This is a genomic window from Aeribacillus sp. JST-2 (genome assembly GCF_056032925.1).
Genome location: NZ_JBVVUU010000042.1, coordinates 1 through 18,897 on the forward strand (window position 1 = coordinate 1; position 18,897 = coordinate 18,897).

Here is an 18,897-nt window from a genome sequence, read left to right on the forward strand (position 1 = left end):
TTTGTTTCGAAATCAATAAAAAATTGAACATTCTTAGTATTTTGAATCATCAGATTTAATTACTGCAATGCTAGTGACATTTTCATTATAAATAAAAAAAGGGATATGTTCATGACGGTTTTTTACTGAAATGTTTTTTTAATTTCCATGCCAGCACATCACGAAGCATTTCAGGCATAAAATAAATTTTTTCTTTTATACGTCCCAATTGCGGGTACAAAGGGCCTAATGTAAACATATCAATGGTTGCAACAATATAAGTCCGATTGATATCAATTGGCTCCCCATTGACATATATCTGTTTGACATGTTTTTTCCCATCTTCCAACATTTCCATTTCTGTTTCAACACCGTCAAAAATCATGCGTCCCATAATCTTTCCCCGAAAACCTAATCCTTTTAATTTCATTTGTTCCATCTCTTCAGTACGCGCTTGCAAGATGATCTCTTTCAATTGATCTCCCGGAACATTGATTTTACAAGGATTAATCGGATGCGGACAAATTCGATGCAAATCTCCTCTCGTGACAATGCCTTTCGGAAGTGATTCCAGCAAAACACCGGCATTCACCATGGAAATTTCCGCTTGACACCACTCTTTCAGAGCGGACGCCAACATTTTTGTGAACGGTGAATCGGCGAACCAATCAACCGTTAATTCCTCTTTTAATTCAACGAGCGGTTCATTCAATATTTGAACGCTTGTCCGTTGTAGTTCTTCCAGCCATTTCAACGTCGGAAAATCGTATTCCTCCATTTTCTCGACATTCACAAGTTCCGCTTTTTTTTCAACCAACTTTCTTTTTGAAGTATTCAGCAAAAGTTCAATATGGCCGACCCACTGCCCGTATTTTCCGGCTCCAGCTAAAAGTGTATTTTTAACAACTTTTCCTTTATTTAAAACATGATGTGTGTGCCCGCCCAATATTACATCAATTTCCGGAAATTGTTCTGCAATCCACTCATCATCTGTAATCCCTAAATGTGACAACAAGATGAGGATATCTGCCCGACCGTTGATTTCTTGAAGGATTTCCTTTAGATTGGCGAATGGCTCTTTCACCATCCAACCTAGTTGACGATAAAATTGTTCAAAGTATACGGTGACACCCAATATCCCGAGCCGAACTCCGCTTTTCAACTGAATGATACGATAAGGTTTTGCCCATTTCGGTCTTGTACCGTCCTGATAAAATAAATTGGAAACGACGACAGGGAACTTGGCATGTTCATAAAGTTCGTCTAATGAAGCAAAAGGAAGTGTGATCCCTTCATTATTGCCAATTGTTATCGCATCATAAGGAAATTGGTTTAGCAGTTCGACATTGGCTTTTCCTTCACTTGCTTCCGTGATTGGATGAAAACGATCAATATGATCGCCAATATCAAACAACAGCACCGTTTCCTCATGCTTCTGATGCAATGTTTTTCTCATATTCAAAAATTGTGCGATTTTTGGCCAGTTTTCAAAATGACTGTGCAAATCATTTGTATGATAGATATGAAGCGTTTCCAGCAACTTCTCTCTCTCCTTCGGATGAATCCCATTTTCAAAAATCAAATAAATCGAGCTGTCTTGGCGCTAAATCACGATATTCAATGCCAAGCATTTTCATGAGCTGTTTTCCATTATCCGCCGCATCCCCGCCGGAATTATTGTTAAAGACAAGAAACAGATCTTTTGTTTGTTGCTTTAATAAATCAATGTTCTGGATCCAATCCTTCAATTCCCGCTCATTGTAGCGGTATAAGTAACGAACCTCCCGCCAATTTCCTTCTTTCGGCCTCAGCCAGCCATGAACGTTTCGGCCATGGAAGCGCACTAAAGTTTTTTCGTTGTTAGTACACTTTAGTACGGTCGGAACAGAGCCTTCCCCGGCTTGAGGTTCATCACAAATACTGTGAATCCAGCCTTCCTTCTCCATGAATTGCAGCGTTTTTTCATAATATTGCGGAGAAAACCATGAACGGTGGCGGAATTCCAGAGCACATGGCACATTTTTCATTTGCTCTTTGCACCACCGTAAATAATCAACATGCTCTTTTTTACAATCAAACCATGGCGGAAACTGAAAAAGAACCATCGCCAATTTATTCGCCTCTTTAAACGGTTGAATCATGTTTTCAAAAGCAGCAAACATTTCTGAACGACTTCCGAAAGACCCTAATCCGGATTCGTGCCCGGTCATTCCTTTATAAGCCTTTACAATAAATTGAAAACGCTCAGGCGTCTCGTTCACCCATTTTCGAATGTTTTTCTCAGGCTGTATTGAATAAAAAGTGGAATCCACTTCAACGGCAGGAAAATGTCCTGCATATATTTGTAATTTATCATTCGCAGATGTCCCGGATGGATAGAGAGAGTCATGATCTCCCCAACCTGTTAAACCTATGTAGATCATTTCTTGCTCCTATCTATTATGAATCTTTCCTATCCCCATGATAATACAGCTAGCGAAAAGATTCACGATGAAAACACATATTTTGCAATAAATTAATATAAAAGACAGCTGCCGATTTAATAGTGGTTGATTGAAAAATTTTCTACCTTGGGCGGAACGGATCGCTTTTGGCGGTATGGAAAACTGTGAGGATAAGTCTCTTCAATATGGCAAGACATCGAGAATTTATAAAAATTTATCGAAGACACACGAAACATATGCTGCAACCTAAAAACTGGACATATTATGATCCTTTGCCTAAAATGATGATAAAAAAATACTAAAACATACCACTATTGTTTTTAAAGAAAGGAGATGATCCGTATGGATGCTAAGGCGAAAAAGACGGCTTTACGTGGAATTACATATGGGTTGTACATTGTTGGAACGAAAGACGAAAACGTTGTGAATGGGTTTGCTGGAAACTGGTTGACACAAACTTCTTTTGAACCGCCATTGGTAGCGGTTGCGGTAAAAGCAGGTACACGTTCCCAAGAACAAATTGCAAAAAGCGGCGTTTTTAGCGTCAATATTTTGGAGACTGGCCAGAAAGAAATGATTACGGCCTTTTTCCGCTCTCTTGAACCGGAAGGAAACAAGTTGGCAGGGTACGAATTTTATACGGAAGAAACCGGCTGTCCGATTTTTAAGGATGCGCTAAGCTTTTTTGAGTGTAAAGTTGTCGAAAAGGTGGAAAAAGGAGATCACTATATTTACGTTGGTGAAGTAATCAATGCTGGTGTGCACCGGGAAGGTGACCCGCTCACTTTGAAAGAAACCGGCTTTTATTACGGAGGGTGACTTTCTTATTAAAAAGGCTTCATTTCGCAAAAAAACTTTAACATCACTTCCTGTACAAAGTTATTTTGCCTGCGGGGATGAAAAAGAATTCTTTAAAAAGGTAAAATGCCATGGCTAACAACTTCCTGAAGCTGGTGGAATTCGTCCACCTGCTTCAGGAAATGATCCCGACGTGAAAGTAGTGGTTTGTCTTCTTTTGAAAAGGTCTTTCTGAGCTGCTCTTATTCTCCTTCTTCGCTGCTTGAATCAGCCGCTGTACAACTGTATAGAATAGACAAGCCCCCGGCCCCTTGTTTCTTAATCAAACAAATTCCTTTTCAACATCATCATATGTTATGGATCAACACGATAGTTTGTAGTACGCCTTCTTTCACTTATGTAAAAGGCGATTCATTTCCGTTTATGCGACAATATTTTTCAATCCTATTATTTTCGCAAAATTTGTATTATTTTGCAAAACGTTAATGATCTATCCATTGAAATTTTAGAAAAAAGATAGTATTATAAAAACTATTGTACGAAACATTTAAATTATTTTAATAAAATATTCCAAAAATTTGTTTAATGGTGGGGGCGAATATGAAACAAAAGCTATCATTTTCTTCATATGCCGTAATCGGGATCATGTTGTTTGCCCTATTTTTCGGGGCAGGAAATCTAATTTTTCCAGCGCAGCTTGGGCAAAATGCCGGAGAAAATCTTTGGCCTGCTGTGATCGGATTTATCATTACCGGAGTAGGATTGCCATTTCTCGGTATTTTGGCGATGAGTTTCTCTGGAAGTAGTGATTTACAGGAGCTTTCAAGCAGAGTCCATCCAGCCTATGCCGTTTTTTTCACATCACTGCTTTATTTAACAATCGGGCCTTTTTTTGCAGCACCACGGACTGGGACTGCTGCGTATGAAATTGGTATTGTCCCATTTGTTGCTCAAGAATTTCATCAAGTTGGATTGATTATTTTTACACTGTTGTTTTTTGGGGCGACTCTTTGGTTTTCTTTATTTCCGGCTAAAATTGTCGACAATGTTGGGAAAATTTTGGCGCCTGGAATCGTCATTCTTCTTGCCATCCTTTTATTTATGGTATTTGTGAATCCTATGGGAGAAATTGGTTCAGCTCAAGGAGCATATAAGGCGAAAGCATTTACTCAAGGCTTTTTAGACGGTTACAACACAATGGATGCCATTGCATCGCTTGTATTTGGTATTATTGTGATCAATGCTGTTCGCGATATGGGTGTAACATCAAAAAAGGAAATTCTTCAATCAACAGCAAAATCCGGAGCTGTTGCCATTTCACTGCTTGCATTGATTTATATCGGAGTGGCTTATATGGGGGCAACGAGTACGGAAAAATTCGGCATTTTTGAAACTGGAGGGCCAGTTCTCAGCAGCGCAGCTACTCACTATTTTGGTACAATCGGTTCTATCATGCTGGCTTTGATCATCATTCTTGCCTGTTTAACAACTGCCATCGGATTAGTAACAGCAAATGCCGAATATTTTCATAAATTGTTTCCGAAAATCAGCTATAAAACGTTAGTCGTCTTCTTTACATTGCTTACTTTTGTCATTGCAAATTTTGGATTGGAGAACATTATTACCTATTCTATTCCTGTTTTAATGTTCCTCTATCCGCTTGCGATTGTTTTGATGCTTTTAACTTTTTTGTCGCCGCTCTTCTATCATGCTCGCATTGTATATGTTTCAACGATCGGTGTTACATTTTTAATCAGTATTTTTGATGGTTTGAAATCATTATGCAATTCACTTGGTGTTGATTATTTCAGTTGGATGGTGCCAATTATTTCGTTCTATAAACAAATATTGCCATTCTATAATCAGGGGCTTGGTTGGTTATTTCCGTCTATTATCGTCATCGCTATTACTGGTATTGTGGCAAGGGTGCAAATGCAATCAAAATCGTTGGACGGTAAAAATATTTAATAGATAGAAAAGATCATTTCCGTTTTGGCGAGTTATTCATCATTGGAACTTTCGTTTTAGAAGGTTCCTTTTTTTGACCCGATCGTTAAACAGCTGGTATGAATGGCATTTGATGATCCGGCCGTTTGACGATGATTATGAATTCAAAATTTTAGTTGTTTTTGAGTTGATGTTTTTTATAATTAAATTATAATGAAGTTAATTTTTTGTCTGTTTAATGGTATTTGCAAGCTCAACATTTGATACAATGTCAGAAAAGTGAAAAAAAGGGGAATTTGATAAAATGATCGGATTAGTCATTATTTTAATTCTCGTTTTGTTTTTACCTTTTCTTGTAAAAAAGGTAGAACAGAATCTGGAGGTTTTTTTATTTATAATGGGGGTAGCAGCTGCTTTGATTAGCGGTATGATGAATCTCCATTTAATCGAAAAAGCTTTGGTTGACCCGATTCAAATTACATTGGCAGTTTTGATTGCCGGGTTAGTCTGTAAATGGGCACAAGGTCCGCTGGAAAAATCAATCCTAGCCATGAGCAGAATATTGTCGCTGCGGATTTTCCTAGCCTTAACTGTCATCATTCTCGGGCTGGCCTCAAGTATTATCACGGCGATTATTGCCGCCATCGTGCTTGTGATCATTGTTAACGTTCTGCCGCTCGACCGCAAGTCAGAAATTCGCTTTACCGTTTTAGCTTGTTTCTCAATTGGCCTTGGAGCTGCGTTAACTCCTATTGGCGAGCCGCTTTCAACCATTACGATCAGCAAACTGAATGAAGATGCCTTCTATTTGCTGAATTTAATCGGTCCAGAAGTCATCCCGGCTGTTATTATTTTTGGATTGCTCACAATGTTTTTGGTTCAGCCTCATGAAGATGCCGATAGTTTGGCAGCAGCAAATACTTCTGAAAGCTATAAGGAAATTCTGATTCGATCCGTCAAAATCTATTTATTTGTTATGGGCTTAACATTTCTTGGTCATGGATTTGAGCCCCTCATTAATGAATACATTCTCGGCCTCAATCCAATGCTTTTGTATTGGATTAATATGATTTCGGCTGTTTTGGATAATGCGACACTTGCTTCTGCTGAAATAAGTCCATCCATGACTCCTGATATGATTCAAGCCATTTTGCTTGGTCTTCTTATAAGCGGTGGAATGCTGATTCCGGGAAATATTCCGAATATTATTTCAGCAAACAAACTTAGCATTACAAGTAAAGAATGGGCCCAATTTGGAGTTCCAATCGGATTGATTACAATGGTCATATATTTTGTTGTCCTCTTTGTAATTTAGGCGGTTAGGCATACTAAACAATGCTGTTTTATATATTGGAGGAAACGAAAGTTAAACACTTTGTTCATTATATCTATGCTAAGAAAATTATAAAATAATGATAGGACGAATAAGTGTTTTTCAGGAAAGCAGGCCAGGGAAAAAGAGACTTAATGGGTTGCGGGGCATTCAATGAATCCCCCTGGCCGCTGTTTTATCATAATGTGAAAATAGTTGGAAGATGATTCGAAAGGGAAACACACCGTTTTGCAGGAAAATCGCATAAAAGTAGTTTTTTATATGTTTTTCATGATGTTTTCCATTTCCTTCTTATTCAATATAGGTCCCTTTCATAATGCATTCAATGGCTCCTCCTTCCTTTATCCATTCTGCTTCAGCGCCTTTTCCTTTCCTATTGCGATTTCCTCTTTGCCATAGGAAATTGGCAATTCCATACATTTCTCTGCTTCCGCTTTGTCTATTTTTTTAATTTTTTTGCTTCAGCATCTCCTCCTCTGAGAATTTCAAAGCAGCGCTCTTTTGCTGGATTCAGCCACATTCTGACCAACAACCGCACCTCAAGTGCAATCTTCCGATAATACTAATGGCAATGGAAATAACGCGGTCTCCTCCCATAGCACCGAAAATAATAAAAAGACCAAACAAATGATTTTCTTCAATTTCCTTTATTCCAGAAAAATCAAATTTTTAATATATAAAAAAATATTCCTTTATTATCTAAAAATAAATTTTTAGGAATTTATTGGTTCTCCGTTGTAAAGATAGAATGACATTTTGCGATGCCTTTCATAAAGATGAACGCCTTCCTAAAGATAATAGACACATTTTTGCTCTTCTGCTAACAGAAAAATATTCTAAAAAAGTGTTCAGCTCTAAGCTAAAGCACCATTCTCTCTGCAAAAGAATTTCTTACAAAACTTTCGCAATAATGTTTTCCGATCAAATATTTTCACTGAAACATGTAAATAATAAACATGAAAGGTTTTCTGCAGAAAGGATGTTTAAGGGATGAAACATTTTATTGCTGTCTCAATAAAACTAGGACTGGCCTCCATTGTTCTTTTTTCTATATTGCCGATTTTTAGTGCATTAAATATTGGCAAAATATTTTTCATTACAGTTCTGGTCACCGGTGTCTCATATATGATCGGTGACTTGTTTATACTGCCTGCCTCCGGAAATGCTATTGCCACAATAGCTGACTTTGTCCTTTTTACGGCAACAATTTCGTTTCTTTGTTTCAATTTGGTCGGGGCTAATTTTTACGTTCTTATGGCCTCTGTTTTCGCTGCAACATTTATTTCATTTTGTGAAGCTTTTTTCCATGTTTTTATGGAAGAAAATATACTAGCTAAAACGAACAAACAGGAAAACAGGGAATTTACAATCGATGCAAACCGATTCCAGCCGGAGTTTTCAAAAGAAATAGCGATCCGTCCCGACAGAAAAAAGGAGAAAGAAAAGTAAATTCCCTTTTCAGAAATAAGCCGCACAACGGGACAAACAAGTAAATTTCTGAAAATGCCGAACCAAAAGCGGTGTTAACCGAAGCTCTCCGCTAATGAAATAAGCGATGAAAAAAAGCGGTTGATAAAAATCCTCCGCTTTTTATTGCACCACTGCCAAAGTATAGTTTTATGTTCAAAAGCATGCAGCACATCATCTCGATTTTGGAAATACTTCATTTCGATTCCTCAGATGTTAGTTGCTCATAAATTAGCATGCCAGCATTTTCTAGTGTTTTCTCCAATTCTGCAAAACTGTAGGCTGACTTCATCGGCTCCCCGCTGGCGTTTGCTAATGATATCATGTTCTGCACTCGTTTAACAATTTAGGGCTATGCTTTTGGAGTGTTTCTCCACTTTTTTTGTGTGCCAAACTATTGCCAATTTACTCACTTTCTTTTAGTGGAAAGTGCGTTTTTTTGATACAGCCCTTTGTTGCGCACCTCATAGCAGATGGTTTATTGTTTTGCTCGCTGACTGGAGTCCATTCTAAAAAGGGGAAACGTCTGCAGAGATTTCGCTGTCCACTTTTCAAATTGCTACTATACGGGCAGGACAAGGAATCTTCTCCCTTGTCCTTTTCCCCAGACTTAAACAAACTTCGGGCATTGCCAGACAATCACTTATACAGCTTGTTTTTGGATGTCAGCTCTAGGTTTTTCCCGTTTGACGAGCAACATAAAGAAAGCCAATACAAGCAGGCCGCTTAAGAAATACAACCCGGCGCTTGTTCCTCCAGTCCAATCTTTCAATGCCCCTACTGCATATGGGCCGATAAAACCGCCAAGATTGCCAATGGAATTTACCACAGCTATCCCAACAGCTGCTTTTGCCGGGTTAAGCATTGTTGTAGGCAGCGCCCAAAAAGGACCCTTATAACAATACATGCCTGTAAGTGATAAAGTGATGAATAACATGCCCAATACAGGTTGGAGTGTTACTCCAGCGCCTATCAAAGTTATTGCCCCTAACAAGAGCGGCAGGGCAGCATGAAGCCATCTTTCTCCTTTGCGGTCAGATCGAGCTGACCACCAGTTCATGGCAACAGTAGCAACAATATAAGGGATGGTAGCAATTAAGCCAATTTGTGTATTGGATAAGGAGTCTGACATTCCGTCAATGATTTGCGGCATCCAGTAACTGACTCCTAGTGTACCGGCAATATAGACAAAATAAATAACGGCAAAGTACCATACTTTTGCATCACGGAGAGCTTCTATATGTCCGCTATGCTTTGCAACCCCCTTTTTGTCATCTGCTTCTTTTACTCTTTCCTTTTCCAATTCAGCAGTCAACCAATTCTTTTCTTCATCTGTGAGCCATTTTGCATCCTCTGGTTTATCTGCTAAATAAAATAGGGTCACTATCCCAAAAATCAGAGCCGGAGCACCTTCTAACAAAAACATCCAACGCCAGCCTTCAATATTGAACCAGTGAATGTTGTCCATAATCCATGTCGAAAGTGGAGCCCCAATAATATAAGATACGGGAATCGCACTCATTAACATGGCAATAGTTTTTGCGTGATCTTTTGCCCTAAACCAATATGTTAAGTACAAAACAATTCCCGGGAAAAAGCCAGCTTCTGCAACACCGAGCAAAAATCTAATAATATAAAGATGACTTGCTTCCTGTGCAAACCCAGTTGCCATCGATATAATTCCCCATGTAATGAGGATTCGCGCTATCCAGACACGGGCGCCAAACTTCTCCATCAAAATATTACTTGGTACTTCAAAAAGAAAATAGCCGATAAAAAATATACCCGTTGCCAAACCGAAAACCTGGCTCGTCAGACCAAGGGCTTCATTCATCTCCAAAGCGGCATATCCGATGTTAGCTCGATCCAAATACGAAATAATATAAAGGATAAATACAAATGGAATAATCCTCCTTGTTACTTTTCGAATTGTTCTTTTTTCCACCGACGTTTCCATCTTGCTCATTGTCATTCCTCCCTTTCCTCTTTGTATAATTTAAGCGTTTACATTTAATTCATGTTAAAATTCATATTACAAATTTGTAATACAAATTCCAACATTTTTTATTGAATTAAATGCTTTTTTTGTTTATTATAAGTATTAAATAAAAGTTTGTCTATACTAAATTTTCCCAAAATAATAAATTCCACCTTTTAATTTGTTATACAAAAACAAAAAATCGTTTACTATTTGACATACAAATTTTTTTCAGGAGTGATTCGATGTCCAAGAAAGAAAAAGTATCCCAATCCATTTCCAATGCATTGATGGAGATGATTGAGAATGGAACATATCCTCCCGGCTCCAGACTGCCGACGGAGAATGAATTAGCACAACAATTTGGCGTCAGCAGATCCCCGATTCGGGAAGCTTTAAGCATGCTGAAGGCGGCTGGTCTTGTTCATTCCCGTCAAGGAGGGGGAAATTATGTTGAAGAATTTCCTAGCGGCGTCTACTTGCAGAGAATAAAGGTAGAAAGCGATGATGTTGCCAGCATAAAACATTTATTTGAAATAAGAAAAGTGCTTGAGCCTGAAGCAGCTAGTTTGGCTGCATTGAGAAGAACATCTGAGGAGCTCGAACAGATGAAATATTTTTTAGAAAAACTGAAATCGGAATCAGTGGAAAAAGGAAAAAGCGCCATGGAAGCAGATATTGAGTTTCACCGTTCTATTATCGTTGCTTCTCACAACCCTTTTATGATTCAAGTACTCGATAATTTGAGATCTACCTACGAAAGAGTGTTAGACGTAACTCTACGGCCTAATCTCAAATTAGAAAGAAAAAGAAAAGCCGTTTTTTCAGAACATGAAAATATCCTAATTGCAATTGAAAAAGAAGAACCGGAGTTGGCAAAAATCCACAGCTTCATCCACCTGAGAAATGCTGAAAAGAAACTAAGTTTATTATTAAAGGATTATTCTATTTAATTAAAAAGAGCGTGAATCATTTCCAAACGATCCATCAAAGGCAGATAGAAGAATAATACGGATTGTTGAAACGGCAGATTGCTGACAGACGAAAACGGCCATCTCAGCCATGCTTTTGATAGCTCTTTCGGCATAACATAAACAAAAAGCACAGAGGAATTAGCCAAAATGTCAAACTGTCCATAAAGAAAGTTTGAGTCAAGTATTTGTAGGCAACTTTTTTAAAAGCGAATTCACTTTTTCAAGGTACTCTCTTGGTAAAAAAATCTTCTTTTTTCAACCAGTCAGTGCTTTTAAGGCTTTGTATATTGGTGTATTTGCCTTGCCTTTTAAGGTATAGGAAATTGTCTCTTGCGGCTTCTCCCACTGTGCTTGTCACCTTTTCAACATAATGGTTCGGACGATTCTTTACTTCCTTGTTTTCGTCCAACAGGTTTTATAGCCAAGTGATCCAAATAGGCAATCAATCCGATGAACATGGCACTTAAGCCATTTTCCACCCAGCTACGACCATTTTTGAGCCTTTTTGCAAACACACTCATCGTTACTTCAGCACTTCTTGATTATTTTATAGATCCTAAAAAATAAATTGGTAGTCCAGATAAGGGTTTTTCGAAACTTGAAGTGTAGAACTTAGTACGATAAGCTGCAATAAGCAAAAATACCGCAGAAAATATCATCTTTGGATTCATGAGTTAGAAAATTAATCCCAAAATAATAATTTTATACCTCCTTTTAATTATGTCTCAACTTTCGCAGAGTAAAATGGATGACTAAATCTTGTGGTTCTTAGTTTCCATAGATCTCTAAAACTAAAGTAATTCTTGACTTTAATGTTTAAAAAAGAAAAACCCCTTGACTTGAAAAGGTTTTATTCTGTATCATACGGACGATATTCTTTTCTTAACACTTTTTGTTCTTTTTGCAGTTGTTCAACGTTTTGGCAGACCACCGTTCAGAATGTAAATGAACATCTGTAAGACCATCACGGAATAAGCCTTCGACATCCTTTATCCATAAATTCATATAGTTTATTTGTTCTGTTTTAGGAGACAGAGCTTTTGTTTGCGCTATATCAAATGCATGTAGTTGAGAAATGGTTTCATCCCGATTTCGTTTGGCATATTGAATCGTTTTTGTACTTCGCTATCGTCTAGTCGTGGAAGGAAAACAATATCTGCTATTTGTTCCATAATTTGATTCGTTTCGTTCGTTAACGTTTCGATGAGTATCGGGCAAATAATGTCCTTAAGCATCTCAAAAATATGACTCGTGTGTTTTTCGTTAAAAGTAAACATTGTTACCCGTGCTGTCGTCCATTTTTTAAGAAGCCAAAGCGAATCTTAAAGATGTTTCTAACTGTCTTGGACATGCGTGGCATAAAAACAACCGCTGACACATATCTGCACATCACGAAAAAGATTGAAGATGATGCACTGGAATTGTATCAGCGGTATGCAAAAATAAAAATATAAAATTTTTGTAGGTGTTCCTCTATTTTTTATAGCTGCAACGTTGATATATCAACGTTATCCAATACTGCCTTCCATTTCAAATTTAATGAGACGGTTCATTTCCACAGCATATTCCATCGGCAGTTCTTTTGTGAATGGTTCAATGAAGCCCATAACGATCATTTCGGTTGCTTCTTCTTCAGAAATGCCGCGGCTCATGAGATAAAACAGCTGTTCTTCTGATACTTTCGACACTTTTGCTTCATGCTCCAATGAAATGTTGTCATTTAAAATTTCATTGTATGGAATCGTGTCGGATGTTGATTGGTTATCCATGATTAATGTATCGCATTCAATGTTGGCGCGGGCGCCGTCCGCTTTCCGGCCAAAATGGACAATTCCCCGATACGTTACTTTCCCGCCTTGTTTGGAAATGGATTTAGAAACGATCGTAGACGAAGTATTCGGCGCTAAATGAAGCATTTTCGCTCCTGCATCTTGATGTTGGCCTTTGCCGGCAAGCGCAATCGAAAGCGTCATGCCGCGGGCGCCTTCCCCTTTTAAAATAACGGCAGGGTACTTCATGGTAAGTTTGGAGCCGATATTTCCGTCAATCCATTCCATTGTCGCATTCTCTTCACATACGGCCCGTTTAGTCACCAAGTTATATACGTTATTTGCCCAGTTTTGGATCGTCGTATAGCGGCAATAAGCGCCTTTTTTCACAATGATTTCAACAACGGCGCTGTGAAGCGAATTCGTCGTATAGACAGGCGCTGTACATCCTTCAACATAATGAACGTGGGCGCCTTCATCGACAATGATTAACGTCCGTTCAAATTGTCCCATGTTTTCAGAGTTAATGCGGAAATAAGCTTGCAAAGGTGTATCTACTTTTACGCCAGGCGGAACATAGATAAATGAACCGCCGGACCAAACAGCTGAATTCAATGCCGCAAATTTGTTATCAGTCGGAGGGACAACTGTTGCCCAATATTTGCGGAAAATGTCTTCGTTTTCTTTTAACGCACTGTCAGTATCTTTAAAGATGATCCCCATTTTTTCGAGATCTTCTTTCATGTTGTGATAAACAACTTCTGATTCGTACTGAGCGGAAACACCCGCCAAATATTTTTGTTCAGCTTCCGGAATGCCAAGTTTATCAAATGTTCTTTTAATTTCTTCCGGAACTTCATCCCAAGAACGTCCTGAATGCTCGGAAGGTTTTACATAGTAAGTAATCTCATCAAAATTTAAAGCAGATAAATCTCCGCCCCATTGAGGCATTGGAATATTGTAAAAATGTTCTAAAGCCTTCAGGCGGAATTTCAGCATCCATTCAGGCTCATTTTTCATTTTCGAGATTTTTTCCACAATCTCCCTTGTCAATCCACGTTCTGCCCGATAGACAGACACGTCTTTATCGACAAAGCCGTATTTGTAATCGCCAATCTCAGGCATTTTTTTTGCCATTCTTTTCACTCCAATCTTTTGATAGATTAATTTTCCTTAGACTGAACACCTTTTTCCATTGCTTTCCAAGCCAAAGTGGCACATTTAATGCGGGCAGGAAATTTGGAGACGCCCTGCAATGCTTCAATATCCCCTAAGTCGATCTCTTTATCATCGTACTCTTTTCCCTGCATCATGTTGGAAAAAATTTTGGAAAGCTTCAATGCCTTTTCAACTGTCTGGCCTTTAATTGCTTCCGTCATCATCGAAGCGGAAGACATCGATATCGAGCAGCCTTCGCCTTCAAATTTTGCATCAATCACTTTTCCATCCTCAATCTTCATTGTTAAATGAATCCGATCACCACAAGTCGGATTGTTCAAATCCACTGTGACACTGTTTTCAAGCACACCTTTATTTCTCGGATTCTTGTAATGATCCATGATGACTTGACGATACAATGTGTCAAGATTATGAAATGACATCAGCAAAATACTCCTTTGTTTTATGGATTGCACGAATGAATTGATCAATCTCTTCTTCAGTATTATACAAGTAAAAACTTGCCCGTGCAGTAGCAGTAACATTCAAGTATTTCATCAATGGCTGAGCGCAGTGGTGTCCAGCGCGAATGGCAACCCCTTCAGCATCCAATACCGTCGCAACATCGTGCGGATGAATATTTTCAAGGTTGAACGTAATCAATCCCGCGCGCTCCTTCGGTCCGTAAATGGTCATTCCTTCAATGGAAGCGCATTGTTCCAATGCATACTGAGCCAATTTATGCTCATGTTGAAAAATCTCGTCAAGTCCTATCTCTTCCAAAAAGTCGATTGCTGCCGCTAATCCAATTGCCCCGGCAATAATCGGCGTTCCGGCTTCAAATTTCCAAGGGAGCTCTTTCCACGTCGATTCATATAAGCCGACAAAATCAATCATTTCACCGCCGGTTTCGACAGGCTCCATGTCCTCAAGAAGGTTTTTCTTTCCGTACAAAACTCCAATTCCTGTCGGGGCGCACATTTTATGGCCGGAAAAGGCAAGGAAATCACAATTTAAGTCTTGAACATCGATTTTCATATGCGGGGCTCCTTGGGCAGCATCAACGACTAAAACAGCCCCATTTTTATGTGCAATTTCAGCGATTTCCTTCACTGGATTAATCGTTCCCAGCACATTGGATACAAGGGCAATCGAAACAATCTTTGTATGACTGGTCACGTTTTTTTCAACATCTTCCAACAAAACCGTTCCATCTTCCTGCAGCGGTATATATTTCAATTGAGCGCCAGTTTCTTTTGCGACTTGCTGCCACGGAATCAAATTAGCGTGATGCTCCATGTAGGTGATGACAATTTCATCACCTTCGCTTAGATTTGTCCGTCCGTAGCTTTGGGCTACCATGTTCAAACCGTTTGTCGTTCCGCGTGTGAAAATGATTTCTTGCGTCGATTTTGCATTGATGAATTTCCGCACTCTCTCGCGGGCTCCTTCATAGGCATCTGTAGCTTTTGTCCCAAGTGTATGGACACCGCGATGTACATTTGAATTGTACTCGCGGTAATAGTTTGCCACGGCATCTATGACCGCATGCGGTTTTTGCGACGTTGCCGCATTGTCTAAATAAACTAAATCACGTCCATTGACTTTTTGGCTGAGGATTGGGAACTGTTTACGGATTTCCTTTACATCCATTAGCGAACTTTCCTTTCGATAACCTCAGATAATTGATTTTTAACCCCTTCAATCGGCATTTGCTTAACAACTGGATCCAAGAAGCCGCGAATAATTAAACGTTCGGCTTCCGTTCTGGAAATGCCTCTGCTCATCAAATAGTAAAGCTGAATGGGATCAACACGGCCAACGGAAGCAGCGTGTCCTGCCATTACATCATCTTCATCAATTAATAAAATAGGGTTGGCGTCTCCACGAGCTTTCTCACTCAACATTAACACACGCGACTCTTGCTCGGCATCAGATTTTGATGCACCATGTTCAATTTTGCCGATGCCGTTAAAGACTGATGTAGCACTGTCTTTCATAACGCCGTGCTGCAGTATATATCCTTCTGTATGTTTGCCAAAATGAACCACTTTCGTTGTAAAGTTTTGAATTTGGCTGCCGCGGGCGACAACAACAGTTTTCGTGTCGCCAAGCGCTCCATCTCCGATAAGATTTGTTGTATTTTCGGAAATGGTATTACCGTCGTTCATCAAACCAAGCGCCCATAAAATTTTTGCGTCCCGTCCTGCTACGCCGCGGCGGTTTACATACGTTGTAATATTTTCCGACAAGTTGTCAACAGCGCCATAAGATACTTCAGCATTTGTATTGGCGATTACTTCTGTAATTAAATTAAATATGCCGCCTTCTGTTGTCGTTGTCGAAATGTAGTTTTCAACATATGTGACAGAACTATTGTCATCTGCGACAACAAGGACATGGTTAAACAAGTTCAAATTCGGATTTTCGTGGACAAAAACCGCCTGAATCGGTTTTTCCACTACAACGTTTTTCGGAATGTATAAAAACACGCCTCCGTTCAAATAAGCTGCATGCAATGCAGTTAACCGGTGCTCATCGATTTTGACACCGTCTTTCATCAAATATTTTTGCAGCAAATCGCTATGTTCTTTTGCCGCTGTAAAAATATCAGTAAAAATTACTCCTTTTTCCATCAGCTCTTTCGACAGTGAAAGAAATGCCGGAGTGTTATCGCGCTGTACATATAAATTTTTTTGCTCTTCCGATAAATCAATCAGCGTTTTCACTTCTTGCGGCAATTCTTCAAGAGAAGAAAGAGAATGATTGACAACTGTATGGTTGGCGAATTGTGTAAAATTCCAGTTATCGATTTTTGTTTTATCCGGCTTTGGCAATGGCAGTTCTTCAGCTTTCGCAAGAGCGTGCAAGCGAAGATCTTTCAGCCAGTCCGGTTCTCCTAACTGTTTGGAGTATTCTTCAACATATTTCTGATTAAAAGGTAATTTTGTCTCCACAGTCATGTCGATCCTCCTAACGCTTACGCTTCTTGCCCTACTGTTTCATCTTCAATTCCCAATTCTTTTTTAATCCAATCGTATCCTTCCGCTTCAAGACGTTGAGCTAATTCTGCACCTCCGGATTTCACAATTTTGCCCTGCATCATAACATGAACGTAATCCGGCGTAATGTAGTTCAACAACCGTTGATAGTGAGTGATAATCAAACAGCCAAACTCAGGGCTGCGCATTTTATTGATGCCTTTGGATACTACTTTCAATGCATCAATATCCAAACCTGAATCGATTTCGTCTAAAATCGCAATTTTTGGTTCGAGCATCATTAGTTGAAGAATTTCGTTCCGTTTTTTCTCACCGCCGGAAAATCCTTCATTTAAATAACGTTGAGCCATTCCTTGATCCATTTCAAGAAATTCCATTTTTTCATCCATTTGGCGGATGAATTTCATTAAAGAAATTTCATTTCCTTCACCGCGGCGGGCATTAATAGCAGAACGCAAGAAATCAGCATTTGTCACACCGCTGATCTCGCTTGGATATTGCATTGCAAGGAACAAACCAGCACGTGCGCGTTCATCCACTTCCATTTCCAGAACATCTTGTCCATCAAGGGTGATGGAACCTTGAGTTACTTCATATTTCGGATGTCCCATAATCGCTGAGGAAAGCGTAGATTTTCCTGTACCATTCGGACCCATGATCGCATGGATTTCTCCGCCTTTTACTTCAAGGTTAACACCTTTTAAAATTTCTTTTCCTTCAACGGAAACATGTAAGTCTTTAATCGTTAATGTAGAACCTGCCATATACTATACCTCCATTAATCTATGATCCACATTTCATCTCATTCTCATTTTATTCTCATTCTAATTTTATAACAAATTAAATTTAAAAACAACCTTTTGATGTTCCTGCAACAATATCCATCATATCAAATTTTTTTTAACATTCATACGTCTTATTATCATTCAAGGAGACCCCATGTATGTACGATGAAGAAGAAAAAGCCGGTCTTGCAACGACCGGCCTCTTTTTACCAAAATGCTCTCCCTTTTAATTTTGCAAGGAAAATTTGCGTTTTTTGATAATCTTTTTCCCGATTCTTTTCAACCTCCATCCGTTTTTTATGTTTTCGGCAATACTCGTTGTATCCGATACCGTGGGCTTGGTGAAATGATTTATCCATTTCAGCCGTAAATTTCAAGTGTATCATTTCATCTGTTAAATAAATCGTCATCCAATCCTTTCCTCAATTTTTATATGTTTTATGTTAACAGCCATTCATTGAATCATGCAAATAGCACCATCCAGGATGACAGCTAATGAACCCCGGCAATCGCGGTTGGGAGAGGATTGTCAGATGAATGATAAAAATTGCTTTGATATCCTTAAAAATTCGCATTATATGTCTACTGTCTAAATTCATGGATTGCATCTTGAAGCAATGTCACGGCTTGGCTCATGGCAGCGCCGCCTCCGAAAGCAGCTGCGACGCCTGCCGCTTCGAACAATTCTTCCTCAATGGCGCCAGAATTTAAACTTCTTTCAACATGATAAATAATGCAATATTCATCTTGCAAAACGATGCTGATGGATAAAGCCATCAAATGTTTGATTTTTGTAGATAGTGTTCCTTCCTTAAAGCAAGCCTCTGTAAATAGATGATACGGTTCAGCCAGTTCCGGCATTTTTTCCGTAAATGTCCCGATTCCTTCTTTATATTCGGCTAAAGCTTCTTCAGCAAAACCTGTGCTTCTTTCAAACGATTGCGGCATTTCCGTTTCCTCCTGTTTCGTAATCATCGCTCTTAGTATGTTTTTTGAAAAAAATCTTATGCAAAATTCATTACGGACGAAAGAAGCAAGGTATTGTACGGCCAATGGATCTCAAACAGATTTATTTTTAGTTTAGGTTAAGACGCTTTCTCAAGTAATAATGGAAAAAACAATGTTCTTTTGCACTCTTTTTTGGTTAGGCAGGATGGCGGAATGTGGTATCGCCAATTCAGCAGCAAAAACATACTAACATTAGTAGTACAGACCTAGGCCAAGGTTTGTGCTACTATTTTTTTATAGTAGAAGTGAAGGAAG

16 protein-coding genes and 1 pseudogene are annotated in these 18,897 nt (G+C 39.0%); 6 read left to right on the forward strand and 11 right to left on the reverse strand.

Annotated features, from left to right (window positions below; genetic code table 11):
* Window positions 1-109 precede the first annotated feature (109 nt).
* Together AC0KTX_RS14435 and AC0KTX_RS14440 are read right to left on the reverse strand one after the other, a co-directional pair.
* Entirely contained in the window at window positions 110-1,519 is a 1,410-nt protein-coding gene (locus tag AC0KTX_RS14435; RefSeq protein WP_474252819.1) for a bifunctional metallophosphatase/5'-nucleotidase, read from the reverse strand.
* A 31-nt stretch (window positions 1,520-1,550) separates the two neighbouring features.
* The gene (locus AC0KTX_RS14440; protein ID WP_474252820.1) at window positions 1,551-2,402 is read right to left on the reverse strand and encodes a DUF72 domain-containing protein; all 852 of its coding nucleotides are present in this window, start codon (window positions 2,400-2,402) and stop codon (window positions 1,551-1,553) included.
* 363 nt (window positions 2,403-2,765) lie between these two features.
* Between AC0KTX_RS14440 and AC0KTX_RS14445 the strand changes: the two genes are divergently transcribed.
* The 4 genes from AC0KTX_RS14445 (at window position 2,766) to AC0KTX_RS14460 (ending at window position 7,950) form a co-directional block, all read left to right on the forward strand.
* Window positions 2,766-3,242 carry a flavin reductase family protein gene (locus AC0KTX_RS14445; protein ID WP_474252821.1) on the forward strand — a complete coding sequence of 159 codons (477 nt, stop codon included), beginning with the start codon at window positions 2,766-2,768 and terminating at the stop codon, window positions 3,240-3,242.
* Window positions 3,243-3,821: 579 nt separating this feature from the next.
* A complete protein-coding gene (brnQ, locus tag AC0KTX_RS14450; protein ID WP_474252822.1) occupies window positions 3,822-5,189 on the forward strand; it encodes a branched-chain amino acid transport system II carrier protein in 1,368 nt (455 codons plus the stop codon).
* Window positions 5,190-5,472: 283 nt separating this feature from the next.
* A complete protein-coding gene (locus AC0KTX_RS14455) occupies window positions 5,473-6,483 on the forward strand; it encodes a DUF1646 family protein (RefSeq protein WP_474252823.1) in 1,011 nt (336 codons plus the stop codon).
* A 1,008-nt stretch (window positions 6,484-7,491) separates the two neighbouring features.
* Entirely contained in the window at window positions 7,492-7,950 is a 459-nt protein-coding gene (locus tag AC0KTX_RS14460; protein WP_474252824.1) for a DUF2512 family protein, read from the forward strand.
* Between the two features lie 661 nt (window positions 7,951-8,611).
* Here AC0KTX_RS14460 and AC0KTX_RS14465 read toward each other — a convergent pair.
* A complete protein-coding gene (locus AC0KTX_RS14465) occupies window positions 8,612-9,934 on the reverse strand; it encodes an MFS transporter (RefSeq protein WP_474252825.1) in 1,323 nt (440 codons plus the stop codon).
* Window positions 9,935-10,191: 257 nt separating this feature from the next.
* Between AC0KTX_RS14465 and AC0KTX_RS14470 the strand changes: the two genes are divergently transcribed.
* The gene (locus tag AC0KTX_RS14470; protein ID WP_474252826.1) at window positions 10,192-10,899 is read left to right on the forward strand and encodes a FadR/GntR family transcriptional regulator; all 708 of its coding nucleotides are present in this window, start codon (window positions 10,192-10,194) and stop codon (window positions 10,897-10,899) included.
* Window positions 10,900-11,802: 903 nt separating this feature from the next.
* On the opposite strand, the gene AC0KTX_RS14475 is transcribed toward AC0KTX_RS14470, so the two are convergent.
* Window positions 11,803-12,030 (reverse strand): hypothetical protein, encoded by a 228-nt coding sequence (locus AC0KTX_RS14475; protein WP_474252834.1) that lies wholly within the window; start codon window positions 12,028-12,030, stop codon window positions 11,803-11,805.
* 196 nt (window positions 12,031-12,226) lie between these two features.
* On the opposite strand from AC0KTX_RS14475, the pseudogene AC0KTX_RS14480 reads away from it, so the two are divergent.
* Window positions 12,227-12,374, forward strand: a pseudogene (locus tag AC0KTX_RS14480) (site-specific integrase); the annotation flags it as partial.
* A gap of 54 nt (window positions 12,375-12,428) precedes the next feature.
* Here AC0KTX_RS14480 and sufB read toward each other — a convergent pair.
* The 7 genes from sufB to AC0KTX_RS14515 form a co-directional block, all read right to left on the reverse strand.
* On the reverse strand, window positions 12,429-13,826 hold the full coding sequence (gene sufB / locus AC0KTX_RS14485; RefSeq protein WP_474252827.1) for a Fe-S cluster assembly protein SufB: 1,398 nt from the start codon (window positions 13,824-13,826) through the stop codon (window positions 12,429-12,431).
* A 26-nt stretch (window positions 13,827-13,852) separates the two neighbouring features.
* Complete coding sequence (gene sufU / locus AC0KTX_RS14490; protein ID WP_474252828.1) at window positions 13,853-14,290, reverse strand: Fe-S cluster assembly sulfur transfer protein SufU; 438 nt, start codon at window positions 14,288-14,290, stop codon at window positions 13,853-13,855.
* Window positions 14,277-15,500, reverse strand: coding sequence for a cysteine desulfurase (locus tag AC0KTX_RS14495; protein ID WP_474252829.1), 1,224 nt, complete (start codon window positions 15,498-15,500; stop codon window positions 14,277-14,279). Before AC0KTX_RS14495 ends, sufU begins: the two co-directional genes overlap by 14 nt.
* Window positions 15,500-16,810 carry a Fe-S cluster assembly protein SufD gene (gene sufD, locus AC0KTX_RS14500; RefSeq protein WP_474252830.1) on the reverse strand — a complete coding sequence of 437 codons (1,311 nt, stop codon included), beginning with the start codon at window positions 16,808-16,810 and terminating at the stop codon, window positions 15,500-15,502. The genes AC0KTX_RS14495 and sufD overlap by 1 nt, the downstream gene beginning before the upstream one ends.
* 17 nt (window positions 16,811-16,827) lie before the next feature.
* The gene (gene sufC / locus AC0KTX_RS14505; RefSeq protein WP_474252831.1) at window positions 16,828-17,613 is read right to left on the reverse strand and encodes a Fe-S cluster assembly ATPase SufC; all 786 of its coding nucleotides are present in this window, start codon (window positions 17,611-17,613) and stop codon (window positions 16,828-16,830) included.
* A gap of 227 nt (window positions 17,614-17,840) precedes the next feature.
* Complete coding sequence (locus tag AC0KTX_RS14510; protein WP_474252832.1) at window positions 17,841-18,044, reverse strand: YuzK family famiily protein; 204 nt, start codon at window positions 18,042-18,044, stop codon at window positions 17,841-17,843.
* Window positions 18,045-18,216: 172 nt separating this feature from the next.
* Window positions 18,217-18,582: a carboxymuconolactone decarboxylase family protein gene (locus AC0KTX_RS14515; protein WP_474252833.1), complete on the reverse strand. Its 366-nt coding sequence runs from the start codon at window positions 18,580-18,582 to the stop codon at window positions 18,217-18,219.
* Window positions 18,583-18,897 lie beyond the last annotated feature (315 nt).